Consider the following 14,334-nt stretch of genomic DNA (forward strand, 5'->3'; position numbering starts at 1 on the left):
GATGGACGAGCGGCGAAAACAGCGCATCCGCTTATCGTTTCTCCTCGGGGTGATAGCCCAGCAGGTCACCTGGTTGGCAGTTGAGGACTTTGCAGATCTTGGTCAGCGTGGTGAACCGGATGGCCTTGGCCCGGTCGTTCTTCAGGATGGACAAATTGACGACGGTCACCCCAACCCGGTTGGCCAGTTCGGTGAGAGTCATGCCGCGTTCTTCCAGGAGCCGGTCGAGGTGGACGGTGATGGCATGGGCGTCCATCTCAGCGGATGACATCAGACGGTTCCTGCCAGGTCCTCACGCATCCGCACTCCATCGCGCAGGATGCCCACCAGCGCCAGCAGCCCAAGCGCGACGAGCGGCACGACCAGCGGGATCTCCCTTATCTGGTAGCTGGCCACCCCCATGGCCATCGTGTCCAGCAGCCTCATCATCGCGAAGTTCTCAATCTGGGGAGCCAGGAGACCACCGACCAGCAGCCACCAGCCCAAGAAACGCACACGACGCGCGACCTGCGGCATGTAGACACCGCCGCGAGCGCGCCACATCAGCCGCCATATCAGGAAAAACGCGCCGACGGCCACCACGAAGCCCGGGAAGGTGGTCAGGGCCTGCCAGAGGTACTGGCCGGCGTCAGGGGAACCGTCGATGTATTCGAGGCCATTCGCCGAGGCCATGACGCCTGGCCGGGCCATCTGCGTGTACGCCGGGTGATCGAGACGGATCCCGTAGCCATTGGGCGACTGGGCCACCACGAGGTCGTAGGTCAAGCCGAAGAAACCGGCCCGGGAGTAGAGCACCATGCCGGTGATCACCCCGGTCACCAGGATGAGGACCGCGAGGACCGTGGGTTGGCGCGCCACTCGTCCGATCGTGCTGTGCTGCGTTGCCATCAGGCCACTCCAAGGCATATCGTTTTTCGATGGTATCGATAAACGTATCCATTGATAGTCGATATGGCAAGCGAGCCCCAGTCGACGGGACGTCCCAGCGAACCCGTGAGGTTTCGGCACTACCTGACGCAGGTTCACGCGAACATGTGCGCTTTCCCGAAAGGTTTGTTGCTGGTGACGATCAGGCTCGCCCGCTCATAGCGGCTGGAGACCAGCTGGAAGAACAGATTGGCCGCCTCCGGTTCGAAGGGGATGTAGCCGACCTCGTCCACGATCAGCACCGGGATCCGCGACAACTTGATGAGTTCGCCCTGCAGCGTGCCGGCGGCATGAGCATCGGCCAGCCGGGCCACCCACTGGGCAGCGGTGGCGAAAGCGACCCGGTGACCGGCCTGACACGCCCGGATCCCCAACCCGATGGACAGATGGGTCTTGCCGGTGCCGGGCGGGCCGAGAAAGACCACGTTGTCCTTGGCGGTGACGAAGTCCAGCGCGCCCAGATGCGCGATGACCTCACGCTTGAGAGAGCGCTGGTGGTCGTAGTCGAAGTCCTCCAACGCCTTGCGGGCCGGAAAGCGGGCGAAGCGGATCCGGGCCTCGCCGCCGTGTGATTCCCGGGCGGCGACCTCGCGTTGCAGGCAGGCGGCCAAGAACTCCTCATGCGTCCAGGACTCGGCCCTGGCCCGCTCGGCCAGCCGATCGATGGAGGCCGCCAGGGATGGGGCCTTGAGCACCCGGGTCAGATAGGCCAGCTCGGCCGCGACGTTGCGACCGCTGGTCGTGGTGGTGGTGTTCGTGCCGGTCGCGGCCATCACGCCACCCCCTCGATGCCGAGCAGCGCGTCGTAGTCACTCAGCCGGCGCTGCTCGACCTCAACCTCAGCCGGGGCCTCGGCTTTGGCCGGGGTCGTGGCGGTGCGCAGGCAGGTGCGGCGCATCGCGGCGGCCACCTGCGCATGTAGCGCATCGGTGATGGTCTGGTGCGGCGCCCAGCACCGCCGGTGGCGGGCCACCACCTGCCCGCCGCAGGTCACCGTGACCTCCTCCAAGTCGGCGACCACCTCCACCAGACGGCCGATCACCGAGGGGTGGACCGAGTAGTCACACGAGGCGATCCGCACATAGTGATCACGTGCCAGCCGGGTTGAGGTGCGCCAGCCCACGGTCGGCGCGATGGGCGGCAACGCCACCATCGCCGCCAGATCGGCGTGCAGCCGATCCAGCGGACGGCACTGGATACGCCGGTGATGGCGGCTGTTGGCCCGGGGCAGCCAGGCGGCCAGCTGGGCGTTGAAGTCCTGCGGCGAAGCAAAATCGCGGCCGGGCAGAAACGAGGTCTCCAGATAGCCGTTGGCCCGCTCGACCAGCCCCTTGGCCTCGGGATCACCCGGACGGCACTGCGCGATGCGCACCCCCAGCGCTCCGCGAAAAGCGTGGGCGTCCGCGGTGAGCTGCGGTTTGCCGCCCCGCCACTGGCCGATCGCGGACTCGTTGTCCCACACCAGCGTCTTGGGCACCGCGCCCAGCTCCGACAACAAAGCCCAGTGCCCGGCGAACAGATCTCCCGCGGTGCGCGAAGGCAGCATCCGGGCCATCATCCACCGTGAGTATCCGCTGACGATGACCAGCACCGGCGGGCTGGCCAGATGTCCGGCTCCCACCGGCACTTTCACCGGCGGGAACCACAGATCGCATTGGGCCAGCTCGCCGGCTTGATAGGTGGTCCGCGACGCCGGATCGACCGGCTGGAACTGCGGCCGCAGCATACGGATCCGGTCTTTGAGGACCGTGAGCGAGCGCTCCCAGCCGATCCGCTCGGCGATCACCGTCGCGGGCATGGTCGGGAACTCCGCCAGCAGAGCCCGGATCCGCGGTTCGGCCGCGTCCACGATCGATCCCTTGCCCACCCGCTCATATGCTGGCGGTGCATCGGCCGCCAGCGCCCGTTTCACGGTGTTCTTCGAGATGCCCATGCGCCGAGCGATCGCCTTGATCGGCATTGCCTCGGCTCGATGCAACCGGCGGATCTCCGCCCAGTCCTCCACCTTGATCACCCTCCAGAGTGACTACAAGGGGGGTCAATTTTCGGCCGTCGCCACGGGGTCAGTTTTCACCCGTCGTCGACAGATGAAGACCTCATAACCTCAGGCGTCTTCGCATTCGGCGATCAGGGCCGCGGCTTCGGTGCTGGAAAGCTCCGCATGAGCCCGCCCATAGTGGCCGACGAACACCGGCTCGTCGTCGGGCACCCGGAAGTCGACGGCGGTCAACGTACGCTGGCCGCTGCGCTTCAGCTCGCGGGCCCACTGGTGGGTGAGCTGGTAGGAGGGCAGGATGGGCAGGCAGAACAATCCCGGCAGGCCTTCATGGTTGCGGCTCTGTGTGCGGATGCCGGCTCGCCGCACCGAGCGGATGTTTTTCGCTGCCGTGAGATGAACGAACAAGGTCATGGGGCGCGACTTCCGGGGTATGACGCCTCGCCTGCCAGGAGCACCCGACCCCTTCCAGGAAGATCAGCCAGAGCGTAACCGGCAGCCTAACCCGGAAGATGAATACGACAAACAGCTTTTCCCAGCAGGAAAGATGCCTCGCTCGATGTGCGGCAGCGCCGTACCGGCTAGGGAGTGCCCAATCCGTAACCGCGTCGATCGATCCATCGGCAGCGAGTCGACCTCGTCACGGGGTAACCAGCAGACTTCGCGGAATTTCGTCGCTCGGTGTCGGCTCACCGCTGACAGGCCGACCACAGGGCACGATAGGGATTTCCTGGCGTGTACAGAGGATCAGACGCCGGGGGATCTCAGCCGGTCGATCACCAACGCGACCCCATGCATCACCGCGGCCGTGCGCACCGTACAAGCCGCGCTGGAACGGTAGGTCTTCCGGCGCGGCTGCGAATCCGGGCGCCGTCTACTTGCTCCCGTGGCGCTGTGCGTCCTTGCCGGCATCGGCAACCCCGGCGGTCATGGGGCAGAAGGATCGTCGTGGCTAGAGTGACCGGCGTGAAGATCGATGTCTGGTGGGACCTCATCGAGCAGGCCCGGGGTGCGGTCGGTGACCGTGCCGACGACCGGGACTCGCCGGACGACCCGTTGGTGGCGGTGCTGACCGACCTGCTGTCCGAGCTGGAGGCCGCCGAGATCATCGCGTTCGAGCAGCTCTTGATCCGGGTGTGTGACTCCGCCTACCTGCGGCCGCTGTGGAATGCGGCGCAGCTCATCGAGGGCGGGTGCGGCGACGATGGCTTCATGGACTTCCGCGGTGGGCTGGCGCTGCTGGGGCGTACGGCGTTCACCCGGGCCGTCGCCGATCCCGACTCGCTTGCCGAGTTGCCCGTCGTCGTGCGGATGGGCTGTGAGGGGAAGGGGTGGATCGGTTGTGAGGGCATGTCGTATGCGCCGCGGGAGGCGTACGAACGAGTGCAGGGGGAGACGGATTCCTTCGATGCGGTGATGGAGGCCACGGTGCCCGGGATGGAGCGGCCCGACCGCCCGACCGGTGAGAACTGGGACGTGGATGATGCGGAGGAGACCCGCCGTCGCCTTCCCCGCCTCGCCGCTCTTTTCCTCGGTCAGGGGAACTGAGGAAGCGGATATGCGGCGTGTGGCGGAATCATCCAGTGCGGTGATCACGTACGTCCGCCGGGTTCGGCGATTGGCGACTTCAGATGGCAACTGAGGCAGGGCAGCGACCGAAAAACCAGTCAAGGGGCAGTGGCTTGTTCTGGTCAGAGAGGGTTATGGCGACGATCGGCGCCATTCGGCTCACCGGGATTTCAGGAAAGGATCCAGCTCACCACCCGAACGGGAACAGGTGATGGCCGGATTCAACGAATGAATAGTCCCGAGATTCGCTGACCAGGCCATCTGGGTTGAATCGCAACATTGTGCAGCCGGAGATGGTCAGCGGGCCGCTGTCATAGCGCGACAGCGCCCAGTACTCGACCGCTGCCTGGCCACCCTCGACCACGGGCTCGGCGAAACGGGCCCGTGTCGGCTCAACCTCCGATGCGAACGCGTCCTGCAGGTATTTTCTGAGCCCGTCACGTCCCCGGTGAGGGGCGCCGAAGGGTGTCGACCAGTGAACGCCGTCTTCGGCCTGACAAGCAACGATGGCTTCGGTGTCCTGTTCTTCCCACGCTGCGGCCCACGTGTGTGCCCAACGTAGCGCGGCTTCGCGAACGTCCATCACAGTCCTCCGAGATTGGTGATCCCCTACGGTCCGATGCGGACATTACAACCCCGCTCGGACATTTCATGGAGGAAGTGGAGAACGTCGGATGCTCACATCCCCGAGATCAGGGCAAAGAAGATGGCGGCCATGGGTGTCGGCGACCTGGAAGTTATGGCTGCTGAAACCAACGACTTCTCGGGAGGGCACAATGACGTCGATTCAGGGCGAAAGCTAACCGATGTACGGCAGCGCCATGCCGTCGAGGACATGTCCGACCCGCAACCGCATCGATCGATCCATCGGTAGGGCGTGGGGCATCCACTGGACTTTCCGGGACTCATCGCTCGGCGTCGGTTCACCAAAGACGGCCTGGCCGGTGAGCACACTGGACTTTCCGGGACTCATCGCTCGGCGTCGGTTCACCAAAGACGGCCTGGCCGGTGAGCACGATGGAGAACTCTTGCCGGGCCTCGCCGTTGGAGGTGTAGAGGATCACGTGCTTGGGGTCGGTGTAGGTGCCGATCAGGCCGGTGATCTCGCACCGGATCCCGGTCTCCTCCAATGTCTCCCGGATCGCCGCCTGCGGCAGGGACTCGCCGGGGTCGATCGCGTCACCGGGGACGGCCCAGTTGTCGTTGTCGGAGCGGCGGATCATCAGGATGTCCCCGGCGTCGTTGGTGACCACGACGTTCACGGAAGGGACGAGGCTGTTGGGCGCGGGCGCCCTGGGGTCGTCGTAGAAGTCGAGCCGGCGGGCCATGGATCAGGACTCTACCGGCGTGGCTGCGGCCCGGACGCCGCTTTCAAGCAGGTCAGAACGTGTCATGGCTAAGTTGCTCTTCCAGAGTTTTGCTACTCATGACGACACCCTCTGGTTCCCACCGAGTATTCAGTGCCTCTTCGAAAAGTCATTCGCCGATGTCGCGCAAGATGTCCATGGCGCAGAGCACGTCGGTGACCACGTGATCCGCGGAGTGCTCATGATCGGGCCAGGTGCCGCGGTCGATCCAGACCGTTCGTAGACCGGCTGTCTGTCCTCCGCCGATGTCCGCAAAGAGGTGGTCGCCGATCATCCAGCCCCCGTCGGCGAGACTCGCGCCGCACTGCTTGGCGGCGATCTCGAACAGACCTGTCTCGGGCTTGCGGATGCCCTCGACCTCGGAGAGCGCATAGGCGTCCACCGCTTCAGCCAACCCCGTGCGCTGGATCGCCTCGCCTTGTCCCGCCCCGACGCGCTGTGACCTGTGGAATCACTCCAAGATCCATCCCACAGTCGCTGACATACGGCTGCATAAGGCTGAATGACAGCGGGACAGCCATGCCCAGGTCAGGGGCATATTGGCTGGTTAGAAGAGTGCCCCCGGCATGATTCGAACATGCGACACCCGCTTTAGGAGAGCGGTGCTCTATCCCCTGAGCTACGGAGGCAGGGACTCCCTGTAAGAGTAGCGAAAGTGAGGAGTAGATGCGCGCTCGGAGGGGCTCTGGGGGAGAACTGCGAGTTATCCGTTCGCTGAGCTGGGGTAAAAGGGGCGGCAAGTGGCCGGGGGCCGAGGATGGGCGTGGCTAACGTCACGCTTCGTGATCCAAAAGCAGCGGAAGCGGATTCGGGGGCGTCACGGTCTGCGGCCGTTGGTGCTGTGCGGGGCCATGCTGGCACCTGCGCTCCTGGCCGGGGGTCTCCTGGTGGCCGATCTTACCGGCTATGAGGCGGCTGTCCGGATGGCTGTCGCCGATGCGGGATCCGATGTGGAATCCTCTGGCGCGAGTTCGGGTGAGAACTCCGGTGTGGAATTCCCCACTGCGGGGCCTGGCGCGAAATCTGAGGTGAGATCTTCCGGCACGGGGCCGGGGACGAACCCCTCCGCTGCGAAGTCCTCCGGTGCGGAGTTCGGTGTGAGTTCTCGAGGGAATCCGGGGCCTCGGGGGAGTGTGGTGGTCATGCTGCCAGTCGTCGCCGAGCCTGCGCGGGGTGTCGTCTTCGAGCCGAGGGTGCTGCCGCCTCCGCCCCGCCCGTATCCGACGTATGAGGGTTGGATACTCCCGGTCGCGACGAATGCGCGTCACTCGACCTCCCGTGCCGTCCCTGTTGAGGGCCGTCCGGTGGTGCGGAAGGCGGTGCCTCGGACTCCCGTGAAACCTCCGGCACCCCCGGTCAGGCGAATGCCTCAGGCGGAGCGGGCCAAAGGCGAGGAGCGGGCGAAGGGTAAGGAGCGGTCGCAGGGCGAGGAACGGGCGAATGACGGGGAGCCGGTGAGGGACGAGGAGCCGTGTGCGGAGGAGTGGCGGGAGACGTGGCTCTGGGAAGTGTGTAAGGAGCATTTACGACAAGAGGCATGAGTCGCCCGTTGTCAAATTGGGGTGTTCGGTGCATACCGGTCGCGAGGAGTCTGGCCCGGACACTCGGAGAGCTGTAGTAGCGTGCGTGCCTGACCCAGGTCACGAGTTCGCAAACGGAGGGGTCGAACGTGCCACCTCGTCGATCAGCGGGTCTGATCGCCGTCGTCGCGACGATGACTTCCCTTTTGCCGGGAGCCGCTGCCGCGCAGCAGGCGCCGGCGAAGGCCCAGGCTGTCGCCGTTCTTGAGTCGGTGAATTTCACGGAGTCGCTCCGTGAGCCGGTGAACCTCACCGAGCTGCGCCGCGACGCGGAAAAGGCATCCAAGGAGCTTGAGTCCGCGACGAGGGCGCTGGAGCAGCGACGAGCCAAGATCGCGGCTTCGCAGAAGGAGCTCAAGGCCAAGCTGAGCCAGTTGCAGGCCGCGGAGAAGGCCTTCGCCCAGGTACGGCAGCCGCTCTCCGACCTGGTTGAGCTGCTCTACCAGCAGCCCGTCGGCGGGGACGTGTCCGGCTTCCTGTCCGGCACCTCCGACGAGGGCACCCTGCAGGCCATAGCCAGCACCACCCAGCTCGTGGCCCAGCGAAACCTGGTCCTTGAGGACAGCAGCCGGCTTCAGGCCGAGCAGGAGCGGCTGGCGGGCGAGGCGCAGGAACTGCGGGCGAACAGCCTCCTCTCGGAGGCGCAGATGGGCGCCGAGATCAAGACGCTCCAGGAGCGTTCTCAGAAGATCGTTAAGTCGCTGTCGCAGGCGCTGGTCAAGCTGGGCGTCAAGATTGACAAGTCGGGCAAGCCCGCGGCCGGGTGTGACCCGACCAGGGCGACGACGATGGAGGAGTTCGCCAACGGGCTGATCCCGAAGGCGTATCTCTGCCCGCTCCAGCAGCGGGGCGAGGAACTGAGGGGGGACGCGGCGCTCGCGTTCATCAGCCTCAACGAGGCTTACCGGAAGCGCTTCGGCAAGCCCATGTGCGTGACGGACAGTTATCGGAGCCTGGCCGAGCAGCAGTCGGTCTACTACACCCGCCCGGGTCTGGCCGCGGTGCCCGGCCGGAGCAATCACGGTCTGGGGCTTGCCGTCGACCTGTGTGGAGGCGTGGAGCGCTTTCGATCGGTCGAGTTCAACTGGCTGGAGGCCAACGGCAAGGCTTTTGGTTGGATTCACCCCGCCTGGGCCTACAGCAGTCCCTTCGAGCCCTGGCACTGGGAGTACGACGTCAAGCTCGGGTCTCTGCTGTAGAGGCGTCCTCAGGGCTGTGAGGGCGGCTCCCTCAGACGAGCGGCATCACCTGGGCGGTGCACTGGAAGCAGCGGGCGGCGGCCTTGGGGATCTCCGAGAGGCACTCCGGGCACTCCCGGTGGGTGATCTCCTCCTGCTTGACGAACCGGGCGGAGAGCTTTTCGTAGGGGGTGAGGACGAAGAAGTAGATGACGGCCGCCACCATCAGAAAAGCGATCACAGCATTGAGGAAGACGCCGTACCTGATCTCGCTGGCGCCGATCGTCAAAGTCAGAGCGGAGAAGTCGGGCTGCCCTCCGATCGCGGCGATCAGCGGGGTGAGGACGTCCTTGACGAACGAGCTCACGATGGCGGTGAACGCCGTGCCGACCACCACCGCGATGGCGAGCTCCAGCACGTTTCCGCGCATCAGAAACTTCTTGAATCCACTCAGCATGTCGGCTCCTTGGCGCATGTTTCCGGCCACCGTTCGGTGTCCGATACGGCGAAGATCTTAGAGCTCTCCGGTGGCCTGGAATCACCGTGCGCGCGACCCGATGGTGACGGAGAGCCGTCCACCGGCCTGGGCGGAGGCCAGTTCGATCGCCTGGTCCGAGGTGGTGGCCAGCACGACGAGCGCGCCCCGGTCCGACTCGTCGTCGGGGGTGGCCAGGACCGTGACGTCTTCGGCCACGATCTTCGCGGGGGCGGAGCCGTCCCAGGTGGAGGGGGCGGCGAGCACGTCCACGACGTCACCGGGGGACAGCAGGCGCGCGGTCTCGGGATCGGCGACACGGACGGGGGTGGCGACCGTTCCCCGGCCGTGGGTGGCGAGCAGGCTCGGACCGAGCAGGCGGACGTCGGTCAGGGGCTCTCCCCGGCGCATGGGACCCGCCAGGACCCTCCCGGCGATCGGCGCACCGGGTTTCAGGGCGCCGTCGGGGACCGTGTCGGGCCGCAGGGCCACCGGTTTCAGGTCCGCCGCGTTCAGCACGCCACCGGGGAGGTCTCTGGCGGCGGCCAGAACGGTCACCGACGCGGTGTCCGGCTGTAGTGCGATCACGGCGCACGCCATGGCCAGGGCGGCGACGGCCGTGGCGATGAGGCGGTGGCGGCGGCCGAGAAGGCGGCGTAGGGCGCGCATGGCTGACTCCAGGGAAGTGGGAGCCGGGCGGCGCGGGGCCCGTGGTGGGACGCCTGCCCTGTGGGGCCGGCGTGGAAGGCGGTGGAAGGCGAAGGCGGACAGAGCGGGCCTGGGGGAGGCACGGTGCAAGGCGCCCTCCGTGCGGGGGAGGGCCCGGCGGGTGCTATTCGGGCAGGTCGAAGGGGAGCGTGAGCCCGTCCAGGGCAGTGGCGCACAGGCAGGTGCGCTCCTGGGGAAGGGCGGTGACGACGTCGGTGACGAGGGAACGCATGCGGGCGACGTTGGTGGCGAAGAAGGCGAGGACCTCTTCGTGGGTGACCCCCTCGCCCGCCTCGACTCCGGCGTCGTGGTCGGTGACCAGGGAGAGCGAGGTGTAGCAGAGGGCGAGCTCGCGGGCGAGGATCGACTCGGGATAGCCCGTCATGCCGACGATCGACCAGCCGTTGGCGGTGAACCAGCGCGATTCGGCGCGAGTGGAGAAGCGAGGGCCCTCGATGACCACCAGGGTGCCGTCGTCGACCAGGTCCCAGCCGGCGGACCGGGCGGTCGAGATGGCCGCCGCGCGGCCGGAGGGGCAGTAGGGGTCGGCGAAGGAGACGTGGACGACCCCTCCGGCGTCGTAGTAGGTCTGCGCGCGGCTGGAGGTGCGGTCGACGATCTGGTCGGGGACGACCAGGGCGCCGGGGCCGATCTCGGGGCGCAGGGAGCCGACCGCGCTGGGGGCGAGGACCTGGCGTACGCCGAGGGAGCGCAGTGCCCACAGATTGGCCCGGTAGGGGATGCGGTGGGGCGGGAAGCGGTGGTCGCGACCGTGGCGGGGCACGAACGCCACCGAGCGCGAGCCGATCCGGCCCACGGTGATGACGTCGCTGGGCGGGCCGTACGGTGTGGTGACCTTGACTTCTTCGGCATCGTCGAGCAGGGAGTACAAGCCCGAGCCGCCGATGACCCCGATATCCGCGCGAGTGACCATGGCGCAGAGGCTATCGTCACGGGCGGGCTTGCCAGGAGTCCGGTGGGCGCCCTGTGGACGACGGGGCGGGCCCTGTGGATAACCGCGTTCCCGGATCCGGCCGTTCGATCCGCCGTACGGAGCCCCGTCGATCCGCCGTACCGAGCCGTGCCGATCCGCCGTACGGGACCGTGCCGATTCGCCGATCCGCCGTACGAAGACCTGTCGTAGGGCGGCCCGCCGTACGGAGATCTGTCGTGGGGGAATCCGGCGTAGGGCGGCCCGCCGTACACCGCTTGGGGTGCGGTCGTGAATGCCGGTACGGCCTTCTGGCCTCGGCCGTACCGTGGATGCCGGGCGCGGTCCCCTGGGGTCTCGACCACGGGGCAGGATCGCTGCCCTCTGAACCTTGCCCATCGGACCACCGAGCTCCCCGGGAATGCAGGCCTGGGCCGCGGAAGGGCCGGCGGTGACCCGTTCGGGGGGCTGGACTCAGGAGGCCGCGGCCGCCGAGCCGCTCGTGGCCTTCGTCTTCGCGGGGGCGGAGTCCTTCGACGACGAACCCGACGAGGACGACGACGAACTCGATGAGTCCGACGAACTCGAAGAGTTCGAGGAGTCCGAGGAACCCGACGTCGACGTCGACGCCGCGGAACTCACCGTGCTGGACGAGGAAGACCGGCTGTCGGTCCGGTAGAAACCCGATCCCTTGAAGACGATGCCGACCGCGGAGAACACCTTGCGCAGCTCGCCCGCACAGCTCGGGCACTCGGTGAGCGCGTCGTCGGAGAATTTCTGGACGATGTCGAACTGGTTACTGCATGCATTGCAGGCGTACTGGTAGGTGGGCACGCGCTCCTCCTCATATGGTTCGCGCCGATTGGCACTCTAGTGGCGCGACTGCTAATGGTACGCAGCCGACAAGCTTAAACGCGAGTCGGAGCCCGCGCATTCCGGATGCGAAGTCCGCACGTTCCGGGGCGGAAGGCGCGAGTTCCGATGCCGAAACCTACGCGTTCCTGGGGCGGAAGCCCGTATGTTCCGTGGAACTCGCGTGTTCCGGCGGCGAGGCCCGCGTGTTCCCGGGGGTGGAGGTTCGCGTGTTCCGGGGGTGAAGTCCGCGCGCTCCCGGGGCGGAATTCCTCCCGGGTGAAACGCGCGCGTTCGGGAGCGGAGCCCGTGCTTTCAGGGGTTCGCGTGCTCCAAGGGGCTCACGTGTTCCAGGGGGCCGCGTGTTCCAAGAGTCCGGACCTTCCAAAAATCCGGACCTTCCAAGGGGCCGAGCGTTCCAAGGGTCCGGGCGTCTCAAGGGCCTGCGTGTCCCAAGGTCCGGGCGTTCCAGGGGCCGGGGCTTTCAGGGGTCCGCGTGCCTCAGGAGTCCGCGTGCTCCAGGGGGTCACGCGTCCGACTCGAAGTCAGGCGCCGACCTCGCCGAACCAGCCCGCGAGCTTGCCCTTGCGGCTGATCGCGCGCATCCGTCGCTCGACGACCTCCCTGCAGGCGGCGGCGGTCACGATCAGGAGCTGGTCGTCGACCCTGATCCTCGTGGAGTCGGAGGGAACGAACGTCCGGCCGTCCCTGACGATCAATGTCACCTGCGCGTCCGCCGGAAGCCTCAGCTCGAAGATCTCCACGCCGTGCAGCTTGGAGGTCGGCGGCACCCTGACCTGCAGCAGGTCGGCGTTGAGCTCTTCCAGCGGGGCCGACTCCACCTCAAGGTCGCGAGCCTCGTCGGGCGTGGTGAGACCGAGTTTCTTCGCCACGAACGGCAGCGTCGGTCCCTGCACCAGGGTGTAGACGACGACGATCACGAAGACCTCGTTGAACACGAACTTGGCGGTGCCGTCGTCGACCGAGGTGGCGGCCCAGGGGATGGTGGCGAGCACGATCGGCACCGCGCCCCGCAGTCCGGCCCACGACAGGAAGGCCTGTTCGCGCCATTTCAGCCGATCGAGCCGCGCCAGCCGTACCAGAAGGGCGGAGATCATGATCGACAGCGGCCGGGCCACCACGACCAGGATCAGCCCGGCCACCAGGCCGGGGACGATCGCGGACGGCATCTCCGAAGGGCTGGCCAGCATCCCGAGCATGACGAACAGGCCGATCTGGGCCAGCCAGGCCACACCTTCGGCGAAGCCCCGGGAGGCCGCCCGGTGCGGCATCCGGGAGTTGCCCATGACCAGGGACGCCAGGTAGATCGCGAGGAAGCCGCTGCCGTGCAGGAGCACGGCTCCCGCGTAGGCGACGAACGCGAGCGCGAGCACGGCGATCGGGTACAGGCCGGAGATCGGCAGTGCGATACGGCGCAGCGCGTAGGCGCCGAGAGGCGCGACCGCCAGGCCGACGACGGTGCCCACGACCAGCTCGGAGAGCACCTCGAACAGCGCGCCTCCCAGACTGGGCGAGGCGCTGGCGCTCAGCAGCACGACGGCGATGACCGTCGGAGCGTCGTTGAGGCCGGACTCGGCCTCCAGGATGCCCGCGAGGCGCGAGGGAAGGGGCAATCGCCGCAGGACGGAGAAGACGGCGGCGGCGTCGGTGGAGGCGAGGACCGCGCCGAGCAGGAGCGAGGTGCGCATGTCCATGCCGAGGATCAGGTGCACCGGGATCGCGACGGCCGCGATGCTCACGCCGACACCGACGGTGGCCAGCACCAGCGCCGTGGGGATGGAGCCCTTGACATGACTCCAGGTGGTGGTCAGACCGCCTTCGGCCAGGATGATCGCCAGCGCGATCAGGCCCGCCTGCTGGGCGAGCTCCGGGTTCTCGAACTGCAGTCCGAGCCCGGACTCGCCGATGAGCACGCCGAGGCCCAGGAAGATCAGAAGGCTCGGAAGGCCGCTCCGATGGGCGACCCGCACCGCGACGATGGCCGCGATGACGACCCCCGCACCGAGAAGTAGCCAGACGTCCAACTTCATCTGGCCCCCCTCTCCGACTCCGGGGACCATTGTGTCGCACTCGGTTGAGCCTTCATGCACACCCGGTGGCGGTCCGGGCCCGGCCTTCCGGGCCGGATCGGCGACCGCTACACGCGCTTCGCGGCGATCTGGATGATCCCTCCGGGCGTGGCCGCGTAGCGGACCGGACGGTCGTGGGGCTCGGCGGGAACGTCGTCGAGCACCTCTCCCTCGTGCAGCAGGGCCACCGTCGGGACGTTCGGCCCGACCCTCGCGAGCGCCCGGTCGTAGGAACCGCCCCCGCGGCCGAGCCGTACCCCGGTGGACCTGTCGACGGCCAGGGCGGGCACGATCACCAGGGCGGCGGTCCTGATCGTGTCGACGCCGCGCCGGGTGTCCACCGGCTCCATGATCCCGTGACGGCCCGCGGCGAGGGTGTCCGGCCCGTCGTACACCGCCCAGTCGAGATCGTTGTCCTCTCTGAGCACCGGCAGGATGACGGTCGCGCCGTGCTTCCACAGGGCGAAGACCAGCCCGTGCGTCGCCGGCTCCGTCCCGATCGACCAGTAGCACGCGACCAGCCCGGCCATCTGGACCCACGGCTGGTCCAGCAGGGACTCCCTGATCCCGACGGAGGCCGCATGCCGTTCCTCCTCGGGGATCGAGGCGCGTGCCGCCTCGATGGCGGAGCGTAACTTCAGCTTGTCCACAGATCCCTCCA

Annotated in this window: 16 protein-coding genes, 1 tRNA gene and 1 pseudogene; 3 read left to right on the plus strand and 15 right to left on the minus strand. The window is 67.3% G+C overall.

Annotated features, from left to right (window positions below; translation table 11 throughout):
• Positions 1 to 31: 31 nt before the first annotated feature.
• From J2853_RS39365 to J2853_RS39385, 5 genes are all read right to left on the minus strand, one after another.
• Positions 32 to 271 carry a helix-turn-helix domain-containing protein gene (locus tag J2853_RS39365; RefSeq protein WP_307564715.1) on the minus strand — a complete coding sequence of 80 codons (240 nt, stop codon included), beginning with the start codon at positions 269 to 271 and terminating at the stop codon, positions 32 to 34.
• Positions 271 to 858 carry a hypothetical protein gene (locus J2853_RS39370; RefSeq protein ID WP_307564714.1) on the minus strand — a complete coding sequence of 196 codons (588 nt, stop codon included), beginning with the start codon at positions 856 to 858 and terminating at the stop codon, positions 271 to 273. Before J2853_RS39370 ends, J2853_RS39365 begins: the two co-directional genes overlap by 1 nt.
• 164 nt (positions 859 to 1,022) lie before the next feature.
• On the minus strand, positions 1,023 to 1,700 hold the full coding sequence (gene istB, locus J2853_RS39375; protein WP_307566313.1) for an IS21-like element helper ATPase IstB: 678 nt from the start codon (positions 1,698 to 1,700) through the stop codon (positions 1,023 to 1,025).
• Positions 1,700 to 2,941: an IS21 family transposase gene (istA, locus tag J2853_RS39380; protein WP_307566315.1), complete on the minus strand. Its 1,242-nt coding sequence runs from the start codon at positions 2,939 to 2,941 to the stop codon at positions 1,700 to 1,702. Before istA ends, istB begins: the two co-directional genes overlap by 1 nt.
• A gap of 90 nt (positions 2,942 to 3,031) precedes the next feature.
• Positions 3,032 to 3,337, minus strand: coding sequence for a hypothetical protein (locus tag J2853_RS39385; RefSeq protein WP_307566316.1), 306 nt, complete (start codon positions 3,335 to 3,337; stop codon positions 3,032 to 3,034).
• 552 nt (positions 3,338 to 3,889) lie between these two features.
• Between J2853_RS39385 and J2853_RS39390 the strand changes: the two genes are divergently transcribed.
• On the plus strand, positions 3,890 to 4,471 hold the full coding sequence (locus J2853_RS39390; RefSeq protein ID WP_307566318.1) for a DUF4240 domain-containing protein: 582 nt from the start codon (positions 3,890 to 3,892) through the stop codon (positions 4,469 to 4,471).
• Positions 4,472 to 4,679: 208 nt separating this feature from the next.
• Here J2853_RS39390 and J2853_RS39395 read toward each other — a convergent pair whose 3' ends face one another.
• The 4 genes from J2853_RS39395 to J2853_RS39410 form a co-directional block, all read right to left on the minus strand.
• Entirely contained in the window at positions 4,680 to 5,075 is a 396-nt protein-coding gene (locus J2853_RS39395) for a nuclear transport factor 2 family protein (RefSeq protein ID WP_307566320.1), read from the minus strand.
• A 340-nt stretch (positions 5,076 to 5,415) separates the two neighbouring features.
• Positions 5,416 to 5,820, minus strand: coding sequence for an NUDIX domain-containing protein (locus tag J2853_RS39400; RefSeq protein ID WP_307566322.1), 405 nt, complete (start codon positions 5,818 to 5,820; stop codon positions 5,416 to 5,418).
• Positions 5,821 to 5,968: 148 nt separating this feature from the next.
• Entirely contained in the window at positions 5,969 to 6,241 is a 273-nt protein-coding gene (locus J2853_RS39405) for an HAD family hydrolase (RefSeq protein ID WP_307566323.1), read from the minus strand.
• A 174-nt stretch (positions 6,242 to 6,415) separates the two neighbouring features.
• A tRNA-Arg gene (locus J2853_RS39410) sits at positions 6,416 to 6,488 on the minus strand.
• A 1,085-nt stretch (positions 6,489 to 7,573) separates the two neighbouring features.
• On the opposite strand from J2853_RS39410, the gene J2853_RS39415 reads away from it, so the two are divergent.
• The gene (locus J2853_RS39415; RefSeq protein WP_307566324.1) at positions 7,574 to 8,638 is read left to right on the plus strand and encodes a D-alanyl-D-alanine carboxypeptidase family protein; all 1,065 of its coding nucleotides are present in this window, start codon (positions 7,574 to 7,576) and stop codon (positions 8,636 to 8,638) included.
• Positions 8,639 to 8,669: 31 nt separating this feature from the next.
• Here J2853_RS39415 and mscL read toward each other — a convergent pair whose 3' ends face one another.
• The 3 genes from mscL to J2853_RS39430 all read right to left on the minus strand — a co-directional run bounded on the left by mscL (position 8,670) and on the right by J2853_RS39430 (position 10,734).
• Positions 8,670 to 9,074 carry a large conductance mechanosensitive channel protein MscL gene (mscL, locus tag J2853_RS39420; RefSeq protein WP_307566326.1) on the minus strand — a complete coding sequence of 135 codons (405 nt, stop codon included), beginning with the start codon at positions 9,072 to 9,074 and terminating at the stop codon, positions 8,670 to 8,672.
• Between the two features lie 81 nt (positions 9,075 to 9,155).
• Positions 9,156 to 9,761, minus strand: a complete 606-nt coding sequence (locus J2853_RS39425; protein ID WP_307566328.1) for an RcpC/CpaB family pilus assembly protein — start codon at positions 9,759 to 9,761, stop codon at positions 9,156 to 9,158.
• Between the two features lie 163 nt (positions 9,762 to 9,924).
• Complete coding sequence (locus tag J2853_RS39430; protein WP_307566330.1) at positions 9,925 to 10,734, minus strand: S-methyl-5'-thioadenosine phosphorylase; 810 nt, start codon at positions 10,732 to 10,734, stop codon at positions 9,925 to 9,927.
• A 448-nt stretch (positions 10,735 to 11,182) separates the two neighbouring features.
• On the opposite strand from J2853_RS39430, the gene J2853_RS39435 reads away from it, so the two are divergent.
• Positions 11,183 to 11,410, plus strand: a complete 228-nt coding sequence (locus J2853_RS39435) for a hypothetical protein (RefSeq protein WP_307569058.1) — start codon at positions 11,183 to 11,185, stop codon at positions 11,408 to 11,410.
• A 14-nt stretch (positions 11,411 to 11,424) separates the two neighbouring features.
• Here the strand turns inward: J2853_RS39435 and J2853_RS39440 are convergent.
• The 3 genes and pseudogenes from J2853_RS39440 to J2853_RS39450 all read right to left on the minus strand — a co-directional run.
• Positions 11,425 to 11,565: pseudogene (locus J2853_RS39440) on the minus strand (FmdB family zinc ribbon protein); the annotation flags it as partial.
• A 563-nt stretch (positions 11,566 to 12,128) separates the two neighbouring features.
• Positions 12,129 to 13,634, minus strand: a complete 1,506-nt coding sequence (locus J2853_RS39445) for a potassium/proton antiporter (RefSeq protein ID WP_307566332.1) — start codon at positions 13,632 to 13,634, stop codon at positions 12,129 to 12,131.
• A gap of 107 nt (positions 13,635 to 13,741) precedes the next feature.
• Positions 13,742 to 14,323: a 5-formyltetrahydrofolate cyclo-ligase gene (locus J2853_RS39450; protein ID WP_307566334.1), complete on the minus strand. Its 582-nt coding sequence runs from the start codon at positions 14,321 to 14,323 to the stop codon at positions 13,742 to 13,744.
• Positions 14,324 to 14,334: the final 11 nt, after the last annotated feature.

The sequence above is a fragment of the Streptosporangium lutulentum genome (assembly GCF_030811455.1).
GTDB classification, from domain to species: Bacteria; Actinomycetota; Actinomycetes; order Streptosporangiales; family Streptosporangiaceae; genus Streptosporangium; species Streptosporangium lutulentum.

Coding starts and splice junctions, on each gene's coding strand:
- J2853_RS39365 (WP_307564715.1), bottom strand. CDS start 271: ATGTCATCCGCTGAGATGGACGCCCATGCCATCACCGTCCACCTCGAC.
- istB (WP_307566313.1), bottom strand. CDS start 1,700: ATGGCCGCGACCGGCACGAACACCACCACCACGACCAGCGGTCGCAAC.
- J2853_RS39385 (WP_307566316.1), bottom strand. CDS start 3,337: ATGACCTTGTTCGTTCATCTCACGGCAGCGAAAAACATCCGCTCGGTG.
- J2853_RS39395 (WP_307566320.1), bottom strand. CDS start 5,075: ATGGACGTTCGCGAAGCCGCGCTACGTTGGGCACACACGTGGGCCGCA.
- J2853_RS39400 (WP_307566322.1), bottom strand. CDS start 5,820: ATGGCCCGCCGGCTCGACTTCTACGACGACCCCAGGGCGCCCGCGCCC.
- J2853_RS39415 (WP_307566324.1), top strand. CDS start 7,574: ATGACTTCCCTTTTGCCGGGAGCCGCTGCCGCGCAGCAGGCGCCGGCG.
- mscL (WP_307566326.1), bottom strand. CDS start 9,074: ATGCTGAGTGGATTCAAGAAGTTTCTGATGCGCGGAAACGTGCTGGAG.
- J2853_RS39425 (WP_307566328.1), bottom strand. CDS start 9,761: ATGCGCGCCCTACGCCGCCTTCTCGGCCGCCGCCACCGCCTCATCGCC.
- J2853_RS39430 (WP_307566330.1), bottom strand. CDS start 10,734: ATGGTCACTCGCGCGGATATCGGGGTCATCGGCGGCTCGGGCTTGTAC.
- J2853_RS39445 (WP_307566332.1), bottom strand. CDS start 13,634: ATGAAGTTGGACGTCTGGCTACTTCTCGGTGCGGGGGTCGTCATCGCG.